We start from the raw sequence: 24,421 nt of genomic DNA on the forward strand, positions 1-24,421 counted from the left end.
CTATTTGTTATAAAACTAGTATTTAATGATACTTGCTTATACGTGTTTGTTTATTGATGATGCCTGCGGTGTGCGTTGCGATCGCCCTTTTGGAAAAACTTTTTGGTTTACTGGTAATACCAACTCGACTAGATAAAACCAGGACTTCTCGATTAACTCAATCCCCAGAATTAACCTTTGCTTTGTGCCGTGATTGGGAATTTTTAACAGTACGCGCTGTCCCAACACGAAAGCAGGTTTTTTCAAAATCCTGGGTTGTATATTACCAGTGGCAATAATTTGATGTTTAGTGGCATAGTGGAAATCATTTTTGACCTCGATAACGTAATTCCAGCAATTGCCATACCATTGCACTCCACAGCAGTAACCGAATCTTCTGTTGGTTTTGAGGTAGACTTTTTCAAACAAGTTAACTTCAACGGGTGGGATGTTTTGTTTCCAAGGCGGAGATAAGAACCAACATCTTTCTAAATCAGTGATTGATTCCATTACGCTTTCCCTAGATAATTAATGGCTTGAGAATCAAGGGCAGTAATCCGTTTTCTAATTTGATGTGGAGGATTTTCTAGAAATTGTTTGAGGTGTCCAATCCCGATTTCATAATGTTTGGGAGTATGTTTGTTAGCTTTCAACCAACCACGCTGAATCCAAAAGCGAACTATTGATAAATTCAGAGATAGAATACTAGCAATTTGATGACAGGTATAGTTGTCTGAATCAATCAAGACTTTAGCCATAAATACCTCTCTTAAATTTGATGCCCCTTAAGATTTAGAAATAGAAGAAAGTGGTCATAAGAAACTTTGAGATTCTTTGTCTACTTCCAGCCCCTGACTTATTTACTTGGTCAAGCCACCCCTGCTTTTACTGTTGTTAACTGCTGCATCCATGAGCGAATCGCCGCTACTTCATCAGCCCCACTAGCGATCGCGTCAAGAACTTGCTTTTGATACGAAGATTCAGCATCATTGGGGTTTTCAAACTTATCAACAGCCCAAGCCAAGCACATTGCTTTTACAAGAGAATCAATCTTATTCACAGGAAGTAAACTCGGACGGTCAACATCCTGAAACTGCAAGTATTCTTTAACTAAATCAAGCGGATAATTTAACAAAGTACGTATCTGTTTCACTCGCAAATCTTGTGGGTGTGGTGGTTGCTCTGATGTTAAGGGAAGCGATGCAGATGTTCCCAAGCGAGATTGAATTTCAGTAATGATTGCACCCCAGTCAGCATTTGCATTCCATTCTTTGCGGATTCTGACTTTGGTAGTGGCATCATATAATCGACAAAACACGGTATTTTCCTCGCCGCTAGTAACAGCAATAATCAGGGGTTTGGAAAAGTCTTGTACAAGCGATGCTGATAATAAAAATGTTTTGGCGAAATTAGTTTCAATGCCAGTTCGTATGACATAAACTTCATCAGATGTAACAACAATGTCTAGCTTAATGTTTTCCTTCTTTTTGAATTCTTTCGCTGTTACTCGTAATTCTGATAAATAACCTGTTAACCCACGATGTTGAACTGGGATGGTTTTGTCTTCCTCAATGTTGAAGTGATACCACAAATATGATTCACCGCTTAATTCCCCATTTTTGACGTAAAGATAAACTGGTTCAGGAGGATTGCAAAAGCCTAGTTTAATTTCATTACTCATTTCTTAACCTCTTAATTAAATAGGTGTGCAATGATTCCCTTGACGTAGAGGTATCTACCTAAATCCCTTACTTAGCGATCGCCTGGATAAAACCTATTCAGGCTTTTGCTTTTACATGGTCGTGATGGTTCCAAAGTTCAAAAAATTTGTGTAATTCCTCAAGATTGTTAATAACCGTCTCCCATAAATAGGGAAATAATTTACTTGTTGTTTGAGTTTGCTGCTGAGAACAAATGATTAATCTGTCTTGTTGCGGAATCAGAACTATAATGTATCGACGGCGTTTGTTGTTCTTAATTCTGTACCCAGAGTATTGATTGCGTTGGACAAACTCGTAATCCGCGTATTCTTCGATGTAATCTCTAGCAAGAGAATACAAGTCAGTAGATGGTGTTAATAATTTAATCTCGGTAGAAAGAATAACAGGCTTGTTATCTACAATCTCAACAACTTGGTTAATTTCAAACTTCATGTTTCTCAGTCCTTACCATTGATGTGTCATAATGAAATTTCTCTAGCAAAACTAAATTTCCTGCCACTAGCAATCGCTTGAATATAAGCACTCATTCAAGCGATCGCTTTTCTTCTGCTCAACTCTCCAATACAACTGAAGGCTGTTGATTTTCCTCTAGTTCGCATTTCAAATATGACAGTGCAGTTTGAGCATCACCGATTGTTAGGTCAGGGTGATAATCGAGTGCTTGGTAATCAGGATGTTTTTCGATTTGAGATATCAGAAACTGGGCAGATTCAACTAATAGCAATAAATCTGGTAAATCCATTGATTTTTCTCCTTCTGTCTGAAACTAAAACTGTTTAATAACTGACAGTACGAATCCATGTCCGGTATTTTTTATTTGTGCTTGTTTCTTGTCCAACAAATGCTGAATGATAGTCTGTGAAAACTGAACACGGTGTAGAGGTATAGAACCACCAGAACCACGCAGCGATCGCAGCAATCTGGCAGCAGTTCTTTCAATGTAAGGATCGAAAACTTTAGCCATCGTTTGAACCTCCGATTGCCTTCAATTGCTGCTGAAGTACCTTGATTTGCTGTTGATGCTCGTCAATCTCTGCTTGTAATTGCGCTTGTATTTCTGCAATAGATAGTGTTTGGAGTTGGTCGTCAGAGTAATACCGAACTTCATCTGAATGTTTGTCAGGAAGTACCGTATACCGCCAAGAATTACCGTATTCGTGTGCTAATTGTGTTCCAGCAGGCTTGTACTCTAACCCGATGACTATGCCCTGCTGTGTACGCTGCCCAAATGCGAATCTGGGGTATGCCCAGTCTTTTGGAATACTGATGGTGGGTTGCATAATTGTGTTGATGAATGAAGGGATTTTTGAATTAAGCTGCTAAAGCTTTGTTAGTTGTTGTGGCCATACTTGCAGCTAGAAAATCATCCAATGCGACTACTGCATTTAATGGTTGGGCGTATCGAATTTCATCTATCCCGCTTGACCAATGAGTGATGTGTTGGAAAACCAAGCCGAGTAATGAATCATCTTTATAGACGCGGTAATTTCTCGGACAAACGCCATTGCAGTAAACGAGTTTGTAACCTGGAATTTCGATTACCTCTGCATTTGGATGATTTGGGGATAGGAGTATTGGTTCGCAGCACTCCCCCCAATCTGCTTCTTGATGAAAAGACATATTTGCTGTACCTTGTAGCGGAATTCGGCAATTTGTCATAGTTGTATGGCGATCTCCGTTAACTCAACAGCGATCGCCTTTTCTACTTGCGGTACTATGCGGCTACAGTTTCTCTAACGCCCAACAGTGCGATCGCAGCATCAATATCAACAGCCGTGCGACTGCCTCCCAAGTGGCTTTGTCGGCTATACCATTGGCCTTGAAGATTACAGCCGAGGAAGCCCAAACGCTGACGGTTCACGTATAAGGTTGTGCTGAAAGAGAGCCAGTCAATCTCACCATGAGTTAAACCGTATTTCTGACAAGCAACTTCTAACTCTTCACTGAGGCGTTCGTTCCGTTCTCTGGGGGTTTCAGGTAGTGTTGCTTTAACTTCTGCAACCCGTTTCGCAAACCAGTTCCGCTCAAATGGCAGTCTTCCTCCGTCAACAAACTGAACCCATACGGTAATTCCGGCTTCAATCCACAGAGTACGGATGGATTGGGGGTCTACTTCAATAATCTCGCTAATGATGTGGCGGTCACGAGATGTTAAGAAGTCTGTGGTTGGGGCTATCGCCTGCGCTTGCTCCGCAACGTACTGATTCAGTTCGGCTTGAGCAATCGCTTGTTCGTCGGCAGCAATTCTTTTGAGGTGCGTTAGACCGCAATCGGTGGGCGGTTGCTGGGCGGGGGTGATCTGTGGCATGATGAGAATCTCCTAATTTTTAGGGCAAGAGAAAGCACTTCAGATTGGTCGTCGGGGGTGCTTTCTCTATTTTTATTATTACTAATTAATTGGTACTTGTCAATTGCTTGGTACCAATTAAATGTGCTATGGTAATGGTGTAATCTATTGGTATGAATATGAAAGATCTAAGGCTAAGAGTAGGCAAAAGAGCAGAAGAAATAGCCGTAGAGCTTGGCGTTGCCGTCTCTACGGTTCGTAATTGGGATCAATTGAAAACAGTCCCCAGGATGACTCCTTCGGGGCTGCAAAAACTTATGAAGGTTTACCAGTGTACCTTTGATGAGTTAGTACAGGCAGAACAGGAGTCAGAAAATGCTTCACTTTAAGGGGGCAACTCTTTTACTTCCCCTTAAGTTCTTTAAACAGAGCGATCGCAACAACGCGCAACATCGATAATTTTTGTGCAATTGTCTCTGAGCAAAAGTTTTAACCTAAAAGAGGTGGAATAATGAACACCCCACCCTGCAAGCGCAAAAAATCCACCTCTGCCGAATCAACCAATCCAGAATCCCCCAACTCAGGTATCACCTCTTCAGAAGATCCTGCTTCAGCAACCATTGACGTTTCTGCTGTTGAAATTCCTGAACTAACTGGGCAAGAACAGAGCGATCGCTTGCACCTAGAGCGAAAAGTGGAGAGGGCGTTTTTTGAGGCTGGTAAAGCATTGGCAGAATTGCGTGATCGCCGACTCTATCGTTCCACTCACAAAACCTTTGAGGAATACTGTCGTGATAGGTTTGGTCACAGTCGCCAAAAGTCGAATTACTTGATTGCAGCATCCCAGGTCTACGAAAATTTGACAACAAATTGTTGTCAAATTTCTGAAGTTGAGGATTTGACAACAAACAAAACGCAAATTCTGCCAACAAGTGAAGGGCAAGTCAGACCCATGACCAAACTAGAACCACAACAGCAGTGGGAAGTTTGGCAAACTGCGATTGAAGAAGCTGGCGGTAAAGCGCCTACGGGTCGTGTTGTCAAAGATGTCGTACAAAGGATAATGGAGCGTACCAAAATCCCCAACACCTACCAAATCGGCGAAGTCTGCCAAATTCTCGTAAAGGACAACCCCGAACTACGAGGCAAAGCTGGGTGTTGGGCGATTGTCACCGCAGTTAATGACTTCAGCTGCACAGTGAAAACCTGGGATGGCGAACTGGTGGTTGGGGTGCAGCATTTGAAGTCGTTCGGTTACTTGCCTGCTGAATGCGAACAGATGCAGCTGGTGTGCGATCGCGTTACGCGGTTGCGGGAGAGCGAGAGTCTGGAGGAAGCTGCAAAAGCTGTGTTGAGGTACTTGGGGGAGTTGAGGCGACCGTATTTGACGGCGGTGGAGGAGGGGCTTTTGAGTTTTTTGGAGGCTAGATGTTTATTACAGTTATGACTCATGCCCACACAACTGTAATAACTGGTTCAAAAGATGCCGCACAGTTTGGTTGCTAAATCAATCGCAAAATTTATAGGAATTACCATATAAAAGCTGCTACGTTTTAAATTTGATAAATACCAATTATTATGTATCTCTGCTTTATTGTCTTAATTGTAAATGCACTTAACATTCATAGTATCTTGATAAAACCATTGTTTTTAACCAAAGATAATTGGGAATAGTAAGAATAAGCTGATGCCGTATTTAGTCGATAGCTAAGGAAAGCAATAATTCATGACGGATGATTCCCATCGTAATTCTGCTGTTAATGCAGCTGCCACAACTAAGATTCAGCACGCTCAATTACAGGACATACCTTTGAGTGCAGCACGCAGAATGTATAAAGGTGGGATTAGGGCTGGCGAACCGATAAGAACTAGGGTGGAAGCTCAACAAATGTTAAAGAAGATTCCCCCTTCTGGGCGTGCAGGTGTTGATAGTAAATCTGCGGCTAATAATGTTGAGCAGTACCTATCAGATAAACACGCCAGCCATATCAAGCCTCATAGCAAGGGTGGATCTAATAATCCCAACAATATCAAATGGGAGAACGCTAAAGACAACATGGCTCGTGGTGATAAAACCATGACTTGGCAAGAAAAGGTAAGACTAGATGCCAAATGGCATTTTGATAACCTCACAGGTGCTGTTAAAGCAGGTATTCAAGCTGCACCTATGGGGGCTACTGTTGGTGCGATGACATCTCTGCCTTTTTCGTTGTTAACTAATGGATTGCGCGTAGTCCGAGGTGAAATTTCTGGACAAGAAGCAGCTACGGCAACATTAAAAGATACGGTCATAGGTGGTGCAGTTGGAGGTGCAACAGCATTTGCAACTGCAACAGTAGCAGCAGCTTGTCCACCGATAGCGATCGCAATAACAACAGTAGCACCTGCATTAGCTGTTGTTGGTGCTACGGGTATGGTCTACGAATTTTTCCAAATCCTGGATAACCATAAACAAGCTGTAAAAGCTTATTACGAATCTTTAACCCAGCAAGAATTGGAGCATTTGCAAGCAATCGAAGACGAATTGATTTATGAACACAAGAAAAATTTAGAGTTCTTGTCCCAGGCAGAAGCAATAAATCGAGAAATTACAACTCGTCCAATCGCATCAGGTATAGAAGGGGCTATACATCGGTTACGTGAATCAGTTGCTATTGCTCAATCTTTGGGACTCACATCCGCAGATAGTAAATTACTTCCAGATTCTTACCTGCTCGGTATTGCCCCAGAAAATAAAAAGTAAATTTTTAAAATTTTATAGTTTTTATGCTTCCTTTTATCGTTGGCGCTCTTGGATTAGCTGTTGGAGCAGCCGTTGGTGCTTTTACTACTCATGCTGTTGGAGAAAAAGATAGACAAACTGCTAAACATCATAAGGAGGTAGCAAATGAATTAGTTGAAAAATATACAAACTTAGAGCAAAAATACTATGAGCTTGACCGTACAAGCAAGAACCAGATTAGTAATTTAACTCGCCAGCACGCCTTAGATGAAGTAGAAAAAGATTTTTTACGTTTAGCACTTAGATTACAGAGTAGTTTAATCTCTCTCATGTGGGCTATTGATAGAGAACCAACAGAAGCTGCGTTGAAAGAATTTTTCAACGCTGTGAAGTTCACCAATAATGTTCTTTACCAAATCAATGAAGATTTAATATTTGTCCCTATTGATTACTATGCACGTAATCTTACGGCTGCTGTTCAACAAGAAATGATTTTAAATCAAGTAAGCCGTCAAAACATATTAAAGCTAACTAATAATAAATTAGCTCAATTTGCGTCTTTAGTAGAAAACCAACTAATTGAAGAATCACAGACAAACATGACAACAAATTTGAAGGATAGAAATCAAGCTTCTATAGAATTTCAAGAATACTACAATAGAATTAAAACTGCGGGTGAGAATTTTTTAAACTACTTGAAAGAACTATGTAATGAACGATTTGAAGGTGAAAATGATGCTCAGGGATTGCAACGAATTGAAGAAAATATAGAAAAAGCTTTAAAAGCATTAATAGAGCAAAAATACCAAGTTGCTGTAGTTGCAGCAATGAAGGCTGGTAAAAGTACATTCTTGAATGGTGTAATAGGTGCAGATGTCTTAGCAAGCGAAGTAGAAGCTTGTACGGTTTGTCGTACAGATATACGTCCAATTGATGCAGGTCAAACTCCTAGGCTTTTAGAGTATCAAGCAGGTAAACGAGAACCTGTAGTTTTAATGGAAGGTGAAGCAACCGAAATTAGACAGAAATTTTTAGAGCGTACCCATGAAATTCGGGCTAAAAGTAATGAAGATAATACGACACGCTTTGAATTAGAACATCCTATTGAAGCTATTAGTATAATGCCATCACTGGCAGGCTTTACATTAGTTGATACTCCTGGCCCTAATGAATGGGAATCTGCGTCATTTAACACAACTGTTTTAAAACAGACGGCTCTGGAAGCCCTTAGAACCTGTGATGCTATATTATTTATATTAGATTACACAGCATTTAAAGCTGATACGAATTTAGAATTACTTCAAGAATTAATCGGAAAACGTAAGGAATTTATAGCAGAAAATACAGGTAAAATTTATTTTGTTCTGAACAAGATAGATAGAAAGGCAGAGAGAGACAGGCCGATCACAGATGTTATAGAATCCTTAAGAAAAAGCTTAATTGAATTTGGTATTCCCGAACCGATTATTTATCCAGTTAGTGGGTGGCAGGGTTTATTATCTAAGCTGATTCAACAGGGTAAAGCAACAGATACTCATGTTAAAGATTTTGAAACCTTCTTTAGTGCTAGATATGCTGAAAGGGATGATAGAGGAAGACGTATTATTCCCTTACCAGAAGAAGTTGCATCACAAGCTTTAAATGATAGTGGTCTTCTAAAAATTCAAGAAACAGTAATCCAAACCATTACTCAAAATTCTGGTTGGCATCTGTTAAGTGATGTTTTAGATGAACTATATAAAGCAGCTAAAGCTATTGATGATATATTTATTACGGAGATCGGAGCTTGGCAGCTAGAATTTAACGAGCTTATACAAAAAATAGAAGAATACAAAAAAGATGCTGATTTAGCTCAAAGTAAAGTGTTAAGTATAAAAAAGTCCGTAGAGGCACAAAAAAAGATACTAATCACTACCTTTAGCCATGAAATTAATAAATTTGCCGAAACTGCTAAAAAGCAGATATCTTCAGAAATTGAGAGAGTTGCCAAAAATCAATCTCAAAAAGATTTAAAACGCAAAAATACTCAAAATCTTTTCACCATAATATGGGATAGCTTTAGCTCTTTACTGGAAAACTCTACAAACTCAGACCCTTACAAAATCAGGGTTAATAATAAAACTGATGCAGAGAAAATAGGTAAAACTATTAATAATTACTGTAGCCCAATTATCCAAAATTTTTGGTTAGAGACTCAAGATAAATTAGTCAGAGAAGGGTCTAAGATTCGTGAAGAGTTGGTTCAGAAGATAAAAGAAGAAATACAAGTCGTTTCTGATGAGCTTTCTGATGCTATTAGAGATGAATTGCAGATAGAAATAGGTAATAATCCTATCCAATTTCCTAGTTTTGATTTTTCTGGTATTGATGCAAAAATTCAACATCAACAAGAAGTATTTACAAGAACTAGAAAAGAATCTAGAAGAAAAAGTCAATGCTGTAAATCAGATAAAGTCTATGAAGTAGATGTTCCTTATCAAGAAACATTATCTTTTTACGAAATTGATTTATTGCTAACTTCGCAAGGGATTCAGCAAAATATTGATTCACAAGTTCAGAGGAATTTAGAATTACTTCAACGTGTTATTGAAAAACAAATTTCTGAAGATTTTCATAAAGGTGAAAAGCAAATTGATGACTATATTAACAGGTTTCAATCTGAATTTGAATATTTAATTAAAGAACGAGTGATGAAGGAAGCACAAGCTGATGAAATTATTTCTGATTTAGAAACTCAAAGAATTGAAATTACTGAATACCTTCATGAATTAACCTTAATTCGAGAATTGCTCGATAATTGTAAACCAAATATTGTTAATTGACAGTAACAGTCTTACTAACGGAACTGAAGCAAAAAAGAGAGTAAAAGAGGTTATGAGGCAGATATAGCATAGCTTTCAGTTCCAGAATTAACCCCAGAAGAACAGAGTGATCGCCTTTTGCTTGAACGCAAGGTAGAGAGGGCGTTTTTTGAGGCGGGAAAGGCGCTGATGCAATTGCGCGATCACAGACTCTATCGCTCCACACACAAAACCTTCGAGGAGTATTGCAAGGACAGGTTTGGATTTGAGCGCCGTCATCCTTATACCGTTTCACTTTAATAGTGATTCAAGCGACGAGCAAATGCGTTCATTCAATTACCTGCCTGCCGAATGTCAGCAGGTGCGGGAGGTGTGCGATCGCATCAATAGGGTGTATTTGAGTGGGCTGGGGGAATCGGTGCAGATGTTTTTGGAGTCGTTGGGGAAGCTGAAGCGGGCTTATTTGACCCAGTTGGAGGAGAAGGTGTTGAGTTTGTTGGAGCTAGAAACTGGCGGCTGATGCGAGAATTACCAGCAGGGTTATTATCGTTACGAGTTTTGGAGCGAGTGCGATCGCTTCCTCAAGCCATCGAAGTATATGCCCAAGCTGTTGCTGAAGCGCGTTCAGCAGATGGAGCGAGAGAAAGTGGGGGTTAGGGAGATTTTGGGGATGCTGGGTGGAACGAAATGATGATTTTGAGGCTGTCATTTCAACAGCTATTGGAATCTCGGACATAACCGAGCAGAAGCAAAGCCATAATCCTTTATCGTAAGACAAGGGGGAGAGGTCATTTTTTGAAGCAGGTCAAAAGAAAAATAATATATATCCCCTCCTGTTGTGATCTCTTTAAGCGGAGTTAGCAGAAGTCAAATTATTAGATTGTGACATCTGAACTCTACAAAAATTTAGTATGGGAGAATTTTAGTTGTAATTACTCTCGTTCTGCCTTCCTAAATAGTTCTTCCATTCCTTGTATATCCAACTTCAGAAAACTATCTTGTAAGTCAATAGCGCGTTGAATTAATTGTGGTTCGTCCGTCTCATCAGCTTCTCTTAAAATTTCATTTAAGGCTATAATAAGTGGTTGTGTTGGCCATAATAAATTTGCGTCTATTCCTGTTTTCAATTTTTCTGCTAATGCTTCAATTAATTCCAATATTAATAATGGCTCTATTCTAGATTTATATCCTAACCATTTCAGAAACCCAACAAACTCAGCATTTTTTAATGGTAATTTAATTGCATTAATAAAAGCAAAAGCGAGTTGTTGCGTAATACAATCTCTCTTTTTCTCTTCTTCAAAACATCCATCAATTAATTTAATAATTTCTTCAAAAAGATTCTCACTTTTTAATATTGCACTCAGTCCACAAATACATACTGTCGTATGTTCTTGTAAATCTAAATTGGCTACAAAAACTTCAGTAGCTCCTTTCCATGCAACATTACTATTAATTCTTGCTAGTGTTGTAAATAATTCTTGCTGATTAATATGTCCAGCCAAGCTTGCTAGAGTAGTAATTCGCCCCCAAATATCACCATTTTCTTCCATTCCTTCATTTAAAAGACGATTTAAATATGGAGAAATATGGGGAAAATTATCTCTATATTGATAATAAAAGCAATTCTCTGTATACTTCCATAAATCTGCTTGATATTCTTTTAAAATCTCAGAAAGTATTTGCCATCCAAAATCAGGCTGTTTATAAATAAGAAATGGAAGATTATTAAGAATAGGAATTTTTACATAATTTATAGAATCACGGGCAATGTAAAATAATAATATTAATAACATTTCTGGCACAGACTGGTTTTTCTCTAATAATTGGTTGCAGAGCTTAATAGCACTATCAGCTACAACACCATGTATGGAATTAAAAGCAGCGAATGCAATATCTTTATTAGATTGCCAAATTTCTATGTATTCTTGTTTCTTTTCAGAATATTGAGTATAAATCCAAAATAAAATTAATGACAAACGTTCAGATAATTCATAATCAATTAAAATATCACAACAAGCATTTAGAGCTTGGCTAACAATGTCACCGTTCTTCCAAAGAAAAAAGTATCGCTCTAGCCAATTGAGTAAAATTTCTGCGAGTTCTTCTCCTTTAGGCAGAGGTTCTAATGGCTCCCATTTTTGGGTTGATTTCACGTTTCCAAATCGAAATTGCAGATGACAAGTGATACCTTCGACTAAAGCGCATATATAATTTTCATGCAATCTTTCATCAAGAAATTGAGGAAATAAAAATATGAATCGTTTAGGATTTAGTGAACAAGCGTCACGTAAGACTCTTGTGATTTCACTAAAACCACCAACTAAATCTCTGTCAAATATTTTTACATTTTGGTTTGTTTCATGAGTTTCGTAATAGCGTAGTAACTTAAAAAGACATTTATCTGATAGCTTAAGTAAATCTTGCGCCGATAAAGGAGGCACAACACACCCACCCCAAGAAGAAATAACACGTTCAGGACGGCTATAGCTAAAACTGTCTTGCCAAGTATCTATAATAGCTTGTGTTTCCTGGCTTCGGAATATACATGGAATCCAAAGAATAAAATTATAAATTTCACGATATGCTAAAAATGAAAATTCATTTTCATATTTTTTTCTTTCGGAATATAATGTTAATATAATTTCTTGGTTAGCCATCCGTGCTGATTCAGATATGAATGGATAAGCCACATTCATAAGTTCACCTAATTCAAAGCTAAGACGGCTGTAGCGAAAAAGTTCTTCATTTTGAAATTTACTTTCAATTCCAGGTATATTAGCTTCAGAATTTTCCTTGTAAGCCTCAATAACAAAATAACAAATAGTCTCTAGCTGAGTTTCACGTAAACTAGGCTCATTTACTTGCCACCATAAATCGTTTTTCTTAGCTCGGAATTTTAAGGCACTCTCTAAGCTATTAAGTAAAATTGGGTTCTTGCGCCTGTTTTATGGAGAATTAATACTAAAGTGCCAGTTTAATAAACTGCGTAGACGAAAATTGTTGAAGTTACGAAAACCATATCCAAGTCGTTTAATCAGCTTAAGTTTATTATTAATGCCTTCCACAATACCACTGGTAGTTCTACCATCAAAATAACCAACTATTTCGCCAAACCATCTAACCATAGTCCCGATAGTTTTGGGAAAAAATGACATGGCATCGTACATCCAATCCAATAATTTAATGATGCTATCTCCCCAAGATGTATTCGATTCAAAGATTTGTCTAAAATTTTCTTTCAAGGAGTGCATCTTTGCTAGAATTGATGATACTTCTTGGACAGCTTTCAGTCTGTTTTTTTGCTCTTCGTTTAACGATTCTTCATTTTTAATCAAGCTGTATTTACTTTTGTTTAATCCGGCTAATATTCGTTCTTTTTCTGATTTATCTTCTAAAGACATTGCCGCTTTTTTCTCGGATTTACGCATTGTATCTAATTCATCATTTACCTGTTTCATCACATGAAACCTATCAGCAGTTATATTTGCATTGGGCATTAATTCTTCGACTAGACTTTTATAAGGAGACCACAGGTCTATACTCACTTCTTGGATTTGCTCAAGTACCTCGAATCCCCATCCTTTCAGGACTTCACCGATTTCTTCTATCCTTCTTGTCTTCACTATCTCAATTGGTTTACGAGTATCTAAATCTACTATTACTGCCAGATAATTTCCTTGCCCTTTCACTAAGGCTATTTCATCTATTCCTAACCTTTTTACTTCTCTTAAATTTATCTTTTGTATTTGGGCTACTTGCCTTTTTAACATAGATTCTACTTCCTCGTCACTGAGGTCGTTTCTTTGAGCAACGCTATGAATGTTGCTATTCAATACTTGCTCTACTATGTTAGCGGCTAGTCTTTTTGTATAACATGTGCTTTTATCTACAAATTCTAGTTTCTCACTAAACACTTTTTTACACTTATGGCATTTAAATTGACGACGATTGATTTTTAACAGAACTGGTTTTTCACTCCACGGTAAATCGTGAATCATTCGCCAATGGTCTTGGTGTATACTTTGACTAACATTTCCACAATTTGGACAGGTACAATAGTTGACGGCTTTTTCAATTGTGATGATTATTCCTGCTCCTTCCACTTCTTGACAATCTAACACTTTCGTCTCTGGTAGATTGAGGATTTGCTCTACGGGAAATTTCATAACTATCGCCGCCAATGCCTGTTCTTGATATATAATTATCTTACTTTCGGTAATTAAACATACCTTCAAAGCTGTAAAGTATTGTATCTACTCTAGTTTAGGCTTCAATCTTTATAAATTTTATCCATTAATTTTCATTACTTTTTGCTTTCTCCATAAAATATCCGAAAGAACCTAAAATTGTTAAACTATCTACTCCATGAATAACACCTTGACTATGATGCAAGTCCCAAGATGTGTTTGATAAAGATATCCTCCAAGACTCAATTTCTTTCAATACTAAATTTAGTAAAATATCAGATTGAATTAAGCGATTTTCTAAAAAATTTTCTTGATGAAACTCATGCAGTTGACAACCTAGTTTATTTCGGAAGTTACCATTCTGTATGTCAACAGTTAGAACATTTTTTGTAATGTACCTCCATAGTAAAGTATCTCCATCATTAGTAAACTGTACCCATCGGCTGATTACTCTACCCAGAGAATCAAGGTGTGTTATTTCAAAATTTTCAACCAAAATCTTTAGCAACTCTTGTATACCTTCAGTACCCCATACTTGAAACTCACGTAACGTAGCACGAATGTATCTAGCAAGATTTTGTGGGGTTGCCCATTTTTCAGTTATGGCTTCCTTCAAAAATGTTATTACTTCAGCAGGATATATATTTATCCATCCTGCCAACCATCCAATAAATTGAACCAACCAGCTTTCTCTATCTTGTAGTAATAATTTTGCTTCAGTCAACCAGTGCTGTGTAATAATATTCCACCAATAACCGTTATTTGCTCTCCACAATAACCGTCGAAACAAGTCGGGGTGATATTGGAAAATGCGTCTCAGTAATCGCCAATCTTCTTCTACTGGTGCAATCTCACTGAAAGACTCGCAAACTAAGCGTTTAACATGGTATGCTATTTGCTCATGAGATAATACTTCCCATACTTGCCGCCTAAAAGTCTCCCCTTGATATGCACGCAGATAAAAGAAAAATGCTCTAATTGCTGGACGAATAAAAGGCAGTTGGGGATGTTCAAAGATGAAGTCTGCTAGAGTTTGGTTTTTAGCAAGTGCTGCGCGGACAGCGATATAGTCTCCTAGTGTTTGGTGAGTGAAAGCTAGAACCCCAGGCGATTTTTCCCATAGCACTTGTTGACTATTTAATTCTGTTATAATTTCCTCGCTTGTTTTAAAAAATACTTTTGGGCAAGATTGCGATCGCTGTTGCATCATCTGTTCGGACATATTTTGCAATGCAACTACAGCCTCACCACTAAGTCTTGGGTTTTTAACGACAACTTCTTCAATAAAACTGTTGTAAAGGTCGTACACAGAAGGAGATTGTAAAAAGATACCCAAATTTGCAAGTTTACCGTAAATTCGTAAATTTTGAGGTATTTGTAGTAGCGATTGGAGTTCAGGAGTTATTTGAGAAACATCAACTTTCCATTTAATTAAGAAAGGTTTAACTTCATTATCAAAATCAAGTGGTTTTATATGAACTCTATGTTGCCAAGAACGGCCTCGAAGCAAAGGGTCATATTCTAAGTCAAAATTTCGGCAGGCGACAATAATAGTTACTTTATCTAATTTTTCTAAACGGTCAATAATACCTAAAAAGATTTTAAGAGCATCATGCTGACGACTTAAAGACAAAACATCAAGCGAATCAATTATAACAATAACACGGCGATAATCTGCAAGACGAGCGCATTGACCAACAATATCTTCTGGTAAACCTTTAGCTACTAAATCTTGTTCTGTTTGTAAGTTTGTAAATAAGTCTCCTTTAATAAATAGGAGTCCCCAAACTGTTTCTTTTTCACGCTCAATGTAATCTGCAATATCGAGCAACAAACAAGTCTTACCGCTACCAGGGCTGTCTGTAAGTAAAATACTTTTACTTCCTTGTTCAATTAATTCAATTAATTGTGGTAACTCAGTGCGCTTAATAGATTCATCATCTATGGTTCGTAACCATTTTCGCCCAATCATTGAAGCTTGTCTAAAGGCTGTAAGTATTTCTGCTTCACTGCGTTTTGGGGTGGGGCTTAGTCCGCATTTAGCTAATTCAGTTAATACATCTGAGCGAGTAATTAAGTATCTCGAATCCCTTAAATTCGTTTCATGGCTTACCAAATAACGTTCTATTATAGGCAAAGCAACATCAACATTTGGCACAAGTCTTTCAAGATATAATTTATTCTGCTCATCCCAGTCCTTGAACTCATTAGTAGGGCCAAAACTTATTTTCTTAACTAAAGAATATGTTATTTCTTCTGTTCGCTCTAAAATTTTTGCAAGTTTTTTTAAGGAATTTAATTGATTTTGTGCTGCATCCCGAATAAAGGCTGAGTATTCAGGGTGATAATTGCAATTTTCAACTAACTTTTTTAATTCACCAAAAGGTGAGCGTGAATAAAATATAATTTCTGAGTTTTCCCGTGCTTCTAGTTGATCTCTAGCTTTACATAATTCGTGTTTTAGTTCTGCATCTGCAAAAGACCAATTATTGTGATCCGGCTGATTTTTCTTGGCTTGGATAAAACAAGCAAAACCATTTTTGTAGACAATAACAATATCATCTACAGTCACCGACAAATTTTCTCCAGGTATTCCAGTTGAATTAACTTGAATTGCTTCAATGGTATTATCTTCTAAAAGTCTAATTAGCCAATGTAATGCTACACGTAGTTGATATTCATCTCCAAGGCTAGACCGTTTTCCTGCAATACTCATAGTTAGCTAAGTAGGTGGGCGCGGAAATTTATAACTATGTCCTTGCGAACGGAGAGAAGCGGAGTGAAGCAATCGCAAGGGTTTTGAAAAATTTACATTTTGTTACATAGTTAGTTTTATTCATGCCTACCTACTTAAGTTATATCTTTTTATTAAAAATTACTGTGTCTGCTATGAGTATAGTAAGTGAAAGAGAAAAGAACGATTGCAAACATCTACGAATTGCAAATTTATTTGAAATTTATTGTTAAGAATTTTCAACATTTCGTTGCAGCACTAAGCTAACTCTACTGAAACCATTACATTACACCATCCCTAGTGTAGGATGAATTAACACATTTAGTTTTTTGCTACTGCACGGCTGTGGAGACACAGGTGCTTGGCCTTGGAGTTAAACGGATGATCACAGGTAAGTTAAAGCATCTTATATCTCTGGAATATTTACTTACCGAATGTGAGCATCTGTAATTCTTTTGTAATCGCATAATGATTTACTGTCTTTCCAGAATCATCAGTTTAGATTGCCAATCTTCATTGTGCCGCAATGTCAAAACGGTAGTGTAATTAGCCTTATGTATAAGATTATCGCGTTTAATCTTGTCTTGCTTTTGCTTATCAGGGCTATCATGAACTGAACCATCACAAAAAACAGCGATCGCCTTCTCTTTGTAGATAAAATCTGGTTTACAGTTGGCCTCTGGAATCAATTCTTGTGCAGCGTCAGGTAGTTTATAACCCCGTTGATAAATCTCCTGTAACACTACACGCTCAAAATCAGAGTTAGGATCTGTTTGCTCCAGCAGTTTTTGATATTGCTCATCACGAGAAAGCCCTTTGACTTGAGTAATAACATTACTCTCTAGTAACACATCAAGCCAAGGTTTGATGATGTGACGGTTAATCAGTGCATGGTCAAACTGATTGCGATAAGAAAGCAAGCATTCATAACAAGCTTGAATGCAACTATCTTTTGGCTCCTTGAAATGGCAAATGTCTAAAGCTGCATCAGCAATTTTTCTAAATGCCTCTGGTTTTTCCAATAACTGAGATAATACGCCTGCGCCACCTTCAGCTGCTTCCCAAAACAGTAAATACTTACCTTCACCTAGACGTTCAGAATCAAGTTCATCGGCTTCCAATTTGTAGACAGCTTGAATCGCTGTTTTTAAAGTGTATTGCAGGGTAGTAATAAAGGCTTCCTTATTTTCAGATGGAACATCTAATGGCTCGACAACCAGAATATTGCAAGTATCATCAACCATCAAGTTGATTTCGGTATGGAGGCTGTCAGGAGTTTGTTGAGCCTGTGGGTTTTTACTATCACCCCATACACCTGTTATCGGATTGAGCTTAAATCCTCGTTCTTCTCTATTCTTCTTCAGTCCGCGATTAATTCGCCAGATGGTAGCTGTAGCTCCATAGGTTAACTTGAATAGGGATGTGCCATCAGCTGCTTCAACTGTTGCTGATTCGCGCTTTTGACTGGCGTAGCGGAAGTGAGTTGTAATGTTGTAACCGTATTTGAGCCGTTCTTCCTCATCGCAAGTGATTCGTTCTCGACGACGAGCGATCGCAGTTTCCATTGGCAATACACGGGTTAGTTTAGCTATATTGCCACGAGTATCAGGTTTAATTTCTGCACCGCAATTTTCGCAAACATCACGAAAATCCCCATCGTGGTAATAGCCGCAAGTAGCACAGACACTAACTCGTTTGTATTCGCCTTCAATGCCGCCAAGAGGAACTTTAGTTTTGGCGATCATGAATTTGCTGCCTTCATAGTAAAGAACATTATTAGGAGCAAATTCTCGTAATGCCATTGTGCGAGGACGAGAAATAAACTCGCCACCTTCACCAGCCGGGATAAATGCCCGAACTGGCAGGCGCGGAAAGTTGAATCCTGGTAAAAATCCCTCGGCAGCAAAATAGCGATAGGGATAAAACTCAAATTGAGAATTACTCTTAGCTTGAGTGTGTCCTACAAGTAAGTCAATTTGTCGTTGTGCTTCTCGTGACTGTGATTCGGCATTTTTGCGTTCTTCCTGGGTGACATCACCTCTAGCAGAACGGTCAATAGTGAGACGTGCCGTTTCTAATTGTTTGAATGATTCAGTATACAAATCTCGCCAACGCTTACAGGCTCGGTCAAAAGCATTCAGAGCATTTTCGATAGTTACCTGTAACCAATTAACTGAATACCAAGAAGCTTTTTGTAGGTCATCTTGGCAGAAAATATCTGAAAATATGGACTGACTAGCTTGCAGACATTGAGCTAATTTGGCATGGCTAAGGGTAAGCTGCTGGCGAATGCTGTCTTTAATGGGATAGTCTTCCAGTTCTAAATCTAGAATTTTATTCATGGAGTCTTCCAAGTAAACCCCAGTATGCGCCAACCAAACTGAGTAAACATGAGATTTAATTAAATCTTGGTTGGCTAGTTCCAGTTTAGGTGGAGCAACTACCCCAGCAACCATTTGATTTTGGCGTTTGAAAAAGTATTGGTCATGACCACTACCAATAGAGGCATAAGTAATTACTAATGCTTCCTGACCACTTCTCCCCGCGCGACCACTACGTTGAGCGTAATTGGCAGGGCTGGGGGGAACGTTTCGCAGATGAACAACGCTCAGATCCGAAATATCAATTCCTAATTCCATTGTTGGAGAACAGAACAAAGCGGCTAATTGTCCTTGGCGGAATTTCTCTTCTCGTTCTTGACGGTCTTTGTTTTTGACTTGCCCCGTATGTTCTCGCCCTTCCATTGTGCGGATTTGTCGGGCGTTGTTTTGGTAAAACTCTTGGAAAAACTGATTAACCGAGATGCTAACTTGGTCATTACCCTGCAAGCGACGTGATGTTAAGGGATCAATAGGAATTTCTCTAAGATTGCTTACCTTCCATAGTAAGGAGTCAATGCGTAGCTGTACCTCAGATTTTTGTTGTAGTAAATAGCCAGCATCACATAAAGCACTAATTAAAGTGGTGATTAAACTGTTAAACTCTGCATCGGTTAAAGGTTCACTGCGGAATGACCACGCCTTCGGCGATCGCAAAAATCGTCCGATTCTACTTTGAGTAGTAAGCTTAACTTTCGCTCTCTCCGTACCGCTATTAACTGTTGCCCAGGTTGCTAAATACAAATATTCGTTCTCATCAAAGACCCAAGGTTCTTTAATGGCTTGAATCACCTGGCTTTTGAGTGAGTCTTTTTGGTCTGGTTGCAATAGTTTGGCATCAATAGCCAATTCTCGCCGCAGTTGGTTTAGTAATGCTTGGGTAACAGTAAAACGTTCTTGAGAGCTGGCTTGCAGTAAAACTGGGTGACGGTGTTTTTGCCATAGTTTATGGTCAGTACAAGCTTCCAGCAATCCATCATATTCAATTACCAAAAGTCCGCACTGTTCCAGGTTGGGTTGGACAATACGCCATCCCCGGCGTAAGTCCTCATAAAGCCGATACTCAATCAGTTTACGGAAGGCTTCTTCATTGCGTCGTTTACCACTACCATATTCAGAACATTCTCTGGCATAGTCGTTTTGAGTAATTCCCATGTACTGAACGACTACGCTGGCCAATTCAGTGTGAGTAAGTTGTTCTTTAGCTTGAATTGCCCCTAAAAGGGCAGCCCGTAAGAAACTGGTTTGGACAAAATCATTGAAATGTCCGGCTTGTAAAGACGCATCTTGACGATTATCGGTAAAGCTGAGAATTTTTGCAGCTTTGGCGTTCTCTCCTGTAAAAACTTGCTTGAGGCGGCTGGTAGTGGAAAGACAAAGTAGAGTAGTGGCGGTACTACGTCCTTCACTGCTAAGGCGAGATAGTTTGGTAAACTCGTTGCGCTTTTTATCGTGGAGTACACCACAGTTGAGACAGGTAAGAAAGGGTTTGGGAATAAACCAACAAGTAGTTCCTGACAAGAGCGAAGATGTAACTTTACCATTGGGTAAAACTTGTAGTTTGCGAGGGATAAACCGCGCAAAGTCTTTTTTAGCAACCCGTCCTTTCTTTTTGGTTTCACTGAACCAAGAGTCAGGAAGTCTATCTTCATCACCAGTATCCCATAGCCCAGGTTCATCTAGAGTCAGGTAGCCTTCTGCAATATCTGCATCGTCAGGGCTAATATCCAATGCTGTGGGCAATTGGGGTAAAATAATGTGTTTATCGGCATCGTAGCGCACTACATAATAGTCATGTCCGCACTCCCGACAAAACACCAGGGGATAAAGTAAGCGATCGCCTGTAGTTGTATATTGTCCTTCCAGGGTGAAATAGCGTTTGTCTCGATTTTCGATAGTGGCGTAAACGCTTCCCCCTTGGGAGATGAACTGATGCAGACGAAATGCTAGTCCCTTGGTTTTGCTGCCCCAGAGAAACATCTGTTTTAAAACTGTTAAACAAGTTTCCTGTGGAATTTGGGTTTGTTCGGCAAGTTTGGTTGCACCTGTTTCTAAACTAATGGGCTGGCGACGCACGAGATGCCCTTCTTTTTCTTCCAAACCGAAGTTCATCTCAATCCAGTAGCTTAGGGGATGATTTTTAAATTCTGTGAGTGTTTGTTCTTCTTCGCTGGGTAAACCTGTCAAAATTGTTTGCCGCAGTTCTTCCAGAGTAGGTTCGCTACGCCCAATAGAACGTTCTAGGGTTTCATCAATGACATTGTTGGGTTGGATTTCTACACCAAATAATTTACTAGCAACATCTGCCACTACCTGACGGCGTTGTTGACGAGAACCAACCGTTGACATAGTGGCACTTGTCCCAATGCAGAGTAATTCGTCATTACTTTTGCTGCGCTGGCGAAGTTTGCGAATTAGGATGGCAACGTCTGCACCTTGTCGCCCCCGGTAGGTATGTAATTCATCCAGCACCAGGAATTTTAAATTGGGAGACTCAACCAATTTATTTTCGTGAGTGCGTGAGAGCATTAGCTCTAACATCACGTAATTGGTCAGCAAAATATGGGGTGGATTGTTTTGAATTTCTGTTTTTCTAGTTAAACTTTCTTGCCCAGTGTATTGTTCGACGCGAATGTGGGTGTGAGAAACTTGGCGTAAAAATTTGTCGAGTTCTTCTTTTTGCGAGTTAATTAAGGCATTCATGGGATAAACCAATATTGCCCTGACTCCTGAAATATCAGGATGACGCAGTAAATCATCAAAAATAGGCACAACGTAAGTCATACTTTTACCCGAACCCGTGCCTGTGGTGACAACGTAAGGTTCTTGGCGTTGTGCTGTTTCAAATGCTTGCTTTTGGTGGTAATGAAAAATAAAGGGTGTGCCGTCTGGTTTGCAGAAGTAGTTTTCCGAGTCTGGGTGCAAGGTTTGCTGCTGTACTAATTCCTTGACTGTTGCACCTTTTCTATAACTGGGATTGAGTTGTACTAGGGGGTCAGTCCAGAGTTGCCCCTTGTCTAATTCTGCGTCTACAAATTCTTTGACCTGGCGATCGCGGATTTTCAGGAAGCTTTCTATATAGCGACGGTAATCGCCAATTACTTCGTTGCGGAAATTGAAAATATCAAGATTACTTGTATTTGCTAATTCAGTGTTTGTAATTGAGGACTGGGGTTGAGTGCGTCCTAGACGCTGGTCGATGTAATGTGAAACTTGGTTGGCAAAGCTATCTGTAAATGTAACAGGGTCAAAAACTTCACCCAGTTGTAAAAAATCCCAATCTTTAGGAATTTTACTAAAAACTAAATCAAGTTTTTCATGGGGAACTGTTTCCACATTGGTACAGTCAACTATGGCTTTTCCTTGACATATAATGTCACTAATAGTTGAAATAAAAGCTTCTGGTTGTTCTATCAGTTCTTGCAATTTTACAGGTAATTTCATAATAATTAATTGTTAATTTATAGTTTATGTATCTAATTTAAATAATTTCCCAATGGGTATTAGTTAGGTTTTTCACAAATTCAGAAGGAGAAATAGCAGAGCCGCAGACCATCAAGGCACGCATAGCACGAGAGCAGGCGACATAAAATAAACGTTTTTGCTCATTAATAACAATATTTGATTCATCTATAGGTATCTGAAGATTTATGTGAGGTAATTGTCCTGCTTTTAATCCAACAACCACAACAGCAGGAAACTCTAAACCTTTAGCAGAATGTAAAGTTAAAACTTTTATATAAGGTGCTTTTAAGTCGATTTCTTTACCTGAAACAAATTTGGCTTTAAGTCCCAATTTGGTAAGCTTTTCCGCGTAGAATTTTCCTGATTGATTGCTGGGACACAGTACAGCACTACCGTGGAGAGGAAAGCGGAATTTCTTTGCTGCTGTAATGAAAAACTCTTTAATAGCTCGGATTTCTTGCTCAATATCGTCAACTAGCAATAGAGATGGTAAATCTCCTTGATGCCTTGATGGTTCTTGATATAAGCATTCAGAATCGCCTGCTTCCGTACCTTCAAGAATATTAGTACAGGCAGTAATAATTTGCTCAGTATTACGATAATTACGTTTAAGAACAAGAGTTCTTCCAGCCACTTTCAAGTCGGAATGAATTTGTTTCCAACTGAAGCCCCGTTGATACAGTGATTGGGAGGCATCAGCCGTTAAGTAAACTCCAGAAAAATTAGGTACTAATGCAAACAGAAAGCGTAAAGATACGGGTGATAAGTCTTGAGCTTCATCAATGATGATTGCTTGGTAGGGTTTTTGGGTAAGTTGATGAATCTCTCCTAACGCTTGTAAGCGCATTTCTTCTGTGGTGATATGTCCTTTGCTTGTCATGAGCGATCGCCAATTTTGGTAAACTGCCCAGATTGCTTCTCGGATGCTGGCTTTTAAAGCTACTCCTCTACCGCGACGATCTAAACTTTGGTATTCTTCCAAGGTGATGATGCCCCAAGCTTGAATTACGGTCTGAATTTCTTGAAGTAGATAAGAAATCCCTAAATTTTCCAAAGCTTGTCGTCGTACTCGCTGATCAAAAACGTTACTGGCAGGAATTTCTGTAGTGCTGAGGGCTGATTGTAAACACCCTAAACACTGTTGCTGTTTAGCAAATACAGGTTTGTCATGGTTTTTAATGTAGTAGTCATAAATCAAAGAATCAACTGTAATGACTTCTACACCTAGATTTTGAGGAGATTGTCCCAATAGTTGTTCTAGAAGTTGTTGGGAGTAAGTAACGAGGGCGTTGGTGTAAGTGGTGAATACAATTGAGTCGTATCCTTCCTGTAATAACTTTTGCACTCGATAAAGAGCGAGGGTAGATTTACCTGTCCCTGGGCCACCCTTAACGAGAATAGGGCCACTTCCACCGAAATCACGCAGTTTTTCTTGTTCAGGATCTAGCTTGAGGAGAAAAGCACTTAAGTCACCTGTGAAGAACCGATCCAAGTCTTCAGTTCCTTGAAGAATATACTGTGGCTGTTTCTCTATTTCTTCAATGGGGCGAGGATACAAGCTATCCAGTATTCGGCTAATCAGTTTATCTGGAATTGGTAATTCTAAAATTGCTTCTGAGTTATCTACTTTGAGGATATCTGCCCAGTATTGTTGAGGAATTTGCCACTGTTGCAGCAATGATGCAGTGAGTTCAATGGGTAAAGCGGTGGTGATTTGAGAATGTGTAGAGGAACTAGAAGGTGAAGATGTCAATACAGATTTTTGTTGACTAACAGTTGCTTCTTCCTTATTTTGCTGTACTTCTACATTTTCTTGAGGTGTTTCTGTGGGTATCTGAAAGTGAGGAATTTCGGTTTCATAAGTACGTTCATCTCGTTTACGCACACTCAGCAGTTTTACCCAACCTTGACCAAAGCTATAAAATACGCGATAGTCTCCTACGCGTATACGATAAGTATTGTTTTGATGACCCTTGAGTTTTTTGGCATCTCCTTTAGCAGAGATTGGGTCTTGCTCTAAAATTTTGATAGCTTTAGTAACTTTCTTACTTGTACTTTGAGGTAGATTTAATAATTCATTCAGAAAAGTATCAGTAACTGATAATGTCCACATAGCTTTAATCCATTATTCGTAATTTTTATTT

General features: G+C 38.8%; 20 protein-coding genes and 1 pseudogene. 7 read left to right on the plus strand and 14 right to left on the minus strand.

What is annotated here, in order from left to right:
- Positions 1–36: 36 nt before the first annotated feature.
- The 9 genes from H6G77_RS31900 to H6G77_RS31940 form a co-directional block, all read right to left on the minus strand.
- Entirely contained in the window at positions 37–489 is a 453-nt protein-coding gene (locus H6G77_RS31900) for a DUF1392 family protein (protein ID WP_190873724.1), read from the minus strand.
- Positions 489–737 (minus strand): hypothetical protein, encoded by a 249-nt coding sequence (locus H6G77_RS31905; protein WP_190873725.1) that lies wholly within the window; start codon positions 735–737, stop codon positions 489–491. The genes H6G77_RS31900 and H6G77_RS31905 overlap by 1 nt, the downstream gene beginning before the upstream one ends.
- Before the next feature lie 110 nt (positions 738–847).
- Positions 848–1,660: a hypothetical protein gene (locus tag H6G77_RS31910; protein ID WP_190873726.1), complete on the minus strand. Its 813-nt coding sequence runs from the start codon at positions 1,658–1,660 to the stop codon at positions 848–850.
- A gap of 97 nt (positions 1,661–1,757) precedes the next feature.
- Positions 1,758–2,132, minus strand: a complete 375-nt coding sequence (locus H6G77_RS31915) for a hypothetical protein (RefSeq protein ID WP_190873727.1) — start codon at positions 2,130–2,132, stop codon at positions 1,758–1,760.
- Positions 2,133–2,250: 118 nt separating this feature from the next.
- Positions 2,251–2,442: a hypothetical protein gene (locus H6G77_RS31920; RefSeq protein ID WP_190873728.1), complete on the minus strand. Its 192-nt coding sequence runs from the start codon at positions 2,440–2,442 to the stop codon at positions 2,251–2,253.
- Between the two features lie 24 nt (positions 2,443–2,466).
- Positions 2,467–2,664: a hypothetical protein gene (locus H6G77_RS31925; protein WP_190873729.1), complete on the minus strand. Its 198-nt coding sequence runs from the start codon at positions 2,662–2,664 to the stop codon at positions 2,467–2,469.
- Positions 2,657–2,980 (minus strand): hypothetical protein, encoded by a 324-nt coding sequence (locus tag H6G77_RS31930; RefSeq protein ID WP_190873730.1) that lies wholly within the window; start codon positions 2,978–2,980, stop codon positions 2,657–2,659. Before H6G77_RS31930 ends, H6G77_RS31925 begins: the two co-directional genes overlap by 8 nt.
- A gap of 31 nt (positions 2,981–3,011) precedes the next feature.
- Positions 3,012–3,359: a hypothetical protein gene (locus H6G77_RS31935; protein ID WP_190677036.1), complete on the minus strand. Its 348-nt coding sequence runs from the start codon at positions 3,357–3,359 to the stop codon at positions 3,012–3,014.
- 55 nt (positions 3,360–3,414) lie between these two features.
- A complete protein-coding gene (locus H6G77_RS31940; protein ID WP_242049372.1) occupies positions 3,415–4,008 on the minus strand; it encodes a hypothetical protein in 594 nt (197 codons plus the stop codon).
- A gap of 158 nt (positions 4,009–4,166) precedes the next feature.
- Here H6G77_RS31940 and H6G77_RS31945 point away from each other — a divergent pair, with 158 nt between their 5' ends.
- The 7 genes and pseudogenes from H6G77_RS31945 (at position 4,167) to H6G77_RS31970 (ending at position 10,167) form a co-directional block, all read left to right on the plus strand.
- Complete coding sequence (locus H6G77_RS31945) at positions 4,167–4,376, plus strand: helix-turn-helix transcriptional regulator (protein ID WP_199331720.1); 210 nt, start codon at positions 4,167–4,169, stop codon at positions 4,374–4,376.
- Positions 4,377–4,498: 122 nt separating this feature from the next.
- Positions 4,499–5,434, plus strand: coding sequence for a hypothetical protein (locus tag H6G77_RS31950; protein WP_190873732.1), 936 nt, complete (start codon positions 4,499–4,501; stop codon positions 5,432–5,434).
- Between the two features lie 279 nt (positions 5,435–5,713).
- Positions 5,714–6,730 carry a hypothetical protein gene (locus H6G77_RS31955; protein ID WP_190873733.1) on the plus strand — a complete coding sequence of 339 codons (1,017 nt, stop codon included), beginning with the start codon at positions 5,714–5,716 and terminating at the stop codon, positions 6,728–6,730.
- A 23-nt stretch (positions 6,731–6,753) separates the two neighbouring features.
- Positions 6,754–9,531 (plus strand): dynamin family protein, encoded by a 2,778-nt coding sequence (locus H6G77_RS31960; RefSeq protein ID WP_190873734.1) that lies wholly within the window; start codon positions 6,754–6,756, stop codon positions 9,529–9,531.
- Positions 9,532–9,603: 72 nt separating this feature from the next.
- Positions 9,604–9,795 (plus strand): annotated as a pseudogene (locus H6G77_RS36690) (hypothetical protein); the annotation flags it as partial.
- Positions 9,776–10,030 carry a hypothetical protein gene (locus H6G77_RS31965; protein WP_190873735.1) on the plus strand — a complete coding sequence of 85 codons (255 nt, stop codon included), beginning with the start codon at positions 9,776–9,778 and terminating at the stop codon, positions 10,028–10,030. The pseudogene H6G77_RS36690 and the gene H6G77_RS31965, both read left to right, overlap by 20 nt.
- Entirely contained in the window at positions 10,030–10,167 is a 138-nt protein-coding gene (locus tag H6G77_RS31970; RefSeq protein WP_190873736.1) for a hypothetical protein, read from the plus strand. The genes H6G77_RS31965 and H6G77_RS31970 overlap by 1 nt, the downstream gene beginning before the upstream one ends.
- Positions 10,168–10,442: 275 nt before the next feature.
- On the opposite strand, the gene H6G77_RS31975 is transcribed toward H6G77_RS31970, so the two are convergent.
- From H6G77_RS31975 to H6G77_RS31995, 5 genes are all read right to left on the minus strand, one after another.
- Positions 10,443–12,170 (minus strand): hypothetical protein, encoded by a 1,728-nt coding sequence (locus H6G77_RS31975; RefSeq protein ID WP_190873737.1) that lies wholly within the window; start codon positions 12,168–12,170, stop codon positions 10,443–10,445.
- 288 nt (positions 12,171–12,458) lie between these two features.
- Positions 12,459–13,679, minus strand: coding sequence for an ISL3 family transposase (locus tag H6G77_RS31980; RefSeq protein WP_190873738.1), 1,221 nt, complete (start codon positions 13,677–13,679; stop codon positions 12,459–12,461).
- Positions 13,680–13,806: 127 nt separating this feature from the next.
- Positions 13,807–16,416, minus strand: a complete 2,610-nt coding sequence (locus H6G77_RS31985; RefSeq protein ID WP_190873739.1) for an NACHT domain-containing NTPase — start codon at positions 16,414–16,416, stop codon at positions 13,807–13,809.
- Between the two features lie 491 nt (positions 16,417–16,907).
- On the minus strand, positions 16,908–22,256 hold the full coding sequence (locus H6G77_RS31990; RefSeq protein WP_190873740.1) for a DEAD/DEAH box helicase: 5,349 nt from the start codon (positions 22,254–22,256) through the stop codon (positions 16,908–16,910).
- A gap of 37 nt (positions 22,257–22,293) precedes the next feature.
- Positions 22,294–24,390: a 3'-5' exonuclease gene (locus H6G77_RS31995; protein WP_190873741.1), complete on the minus strand. Its 2,097-nt coding sequence runs from the start codon at positions 24,388–24,390 to the stop codon at positions 22,294–22,296.
- Between the last annotated feature and the right edge of the window lie 31 nt (positions 24,391–24,421).

This window comes from Aulosira sp. FACHB-615 (assembly GCF_014698045.1).
In the GTDB taxonomy this organism is placed as follows: domain Bacteria; phylum Cyanobacteriota; class Cyanobacteriia; order Cyanobacteriales; family Nostocaceae; genus Nostoc_B.

What these genes read in the sequence shown, in the direction of transcription:
- H6G77_RS31900 (WP_190873724.1), bottom strand. Translation starts at nt 489, where the DNA reads ATGGAATCAATCACTGATTTAGAAAGATGTTGGTTCTTATCTCCGCCT.
- H6G77_RS31905 (WP_190873725.1), bottom strand. Translation starts at nt 737, where the DNA reads ATGGCTAAAGTCTTGATTGATTCAGACAACTATACCTGTCATCAAATT.
- H6G77_RS31910 (WP_190873726.1), bottom strand. Translation starts at nt 1,660, where the DNA reads ATGAGTAATGAAATTAAACTAGGCTTTTGCAATCCTCCTGAACCAGTT.
- H6G77_RS31915 (WP_190873727.1), bottom strand. Translation starts at nt 2,132, where the DNA reads ATGAAGTTTGAAATTAACCAAGTTGTTGAGATTGTAGATAACAAGCCT.
- H6G77_RS31920 (WP_190873728.1), bottom strand. Translation starts at nt 2,442, where the DNA reads ATGGATTTACCAGATTTATTGCTATTAGTTGAATCTGCCCAGTTTCTG.
- H6G77_RS31925 (WP_190873729.1), bottom strand. Translation starts at nt 2,664, where the DNA reads ATGGCTAAAGTTTTCGATCCTTACATTGAAAGAACTGCTGCCAGATTG.
- H6G77_RS31930 (WP_190873730.1), bottom strand. Translation starts at nt 2,980, where the DNA reads ATGCAACCCACCATCAGTATTCCAAAAGACTGGGCATACCCCAGATTC.
- H6G77_RS31935 (WP_190677036.1), bottom strand. Translation starts at nt 3,359, where the DNA reads ATGACAAATTGCCGAATTCCGCTACAAGGTACAGCAAATATGTCTTTT.
- H6G77_RS31940 (WP_242049372.1), bottom strand. Translation starts at nt 4,008, where the DNA reads ATGCCACAGATCACCCCCGCCCAGCAACCGCCCACCGATTGCGGTCTA.
- H6G77_RS31945 (WP_199331720.1), top strand. Translation starts at nt 4,167, where the DNA reads ATGAAAGATCTAAGGCTAAGAGTAGGCAAAAGAGCAGAAGAAATAGCC.
- H6G77_RS31950 (WP_190873732.1), top strand. Translation starts at nt 4,499, where the DNA reads ATGAACACCCCACCCTGCAAGCGCAAAAAATCCACCTCTGCCGAATCA.
- H6G77_RS31955 (WP_190873733.1), top strand. Translation starts at nt 5,714, where the DNA reads ATGACGGATGATTCCCATCGTAATTCTGCTGTTAATGCAGCTGCCACA.
- H6G77_RS31960 (WP_190873734.1), top strand. Translation starts at nt 6,754, where the DNA reads ATGCTTCCTTTTATCGTTGGCGCTCTTGGATTAGCTGTTGGAGCAGCC.
- H6G77_RS31970 (WP_190873736.1), top strand. Translation starts at nt 10,030, where the DNA reads ATGCGAGAATTACCAGCAGGGTTATTATCGTTACGAGTTTTGGAGCGA.
- H6G77_RS31975 (WP_190873737.1), bottom strand. Translation starts at nt 12,170, where the DNA reads ATGGCTAACCAAGAAATTATATTAACATTATATTCCGAAAGAAAAAAA.
- H6G77_RS31980 (WP_190873738.1), bottom strand. Translation starts at nt 13,679, where the DNA reads ATGAAATTTCCCGTAGAGCAAATCCTCAATCTACCAGAGACGAAAGTG.
- H6G77_RS31985 (WP_190873739.1), bottom strand. Translation starts at nt 16,416, where the DNA reads ATGAGTATTGCAGGAAAACGGTCTAGCCTTGGAGATGAATATCAACTA.
- H6G77_RS31990 (WP_190873740.1), bottom strand. Translation starts at nt 22,256, where the DNA reads ATGAAATTACCTGTAAAATTGCAAGAACTGATAGAACAACCAGAAGCT.
- H6G77_RS31995 (WP_190873741.1), bottom strand. Translation starts at nt 24,390, where the DNA reads ATGTGGACATTATCAGTTACTGATACTTTTCTGAATGAATTATTAAAT.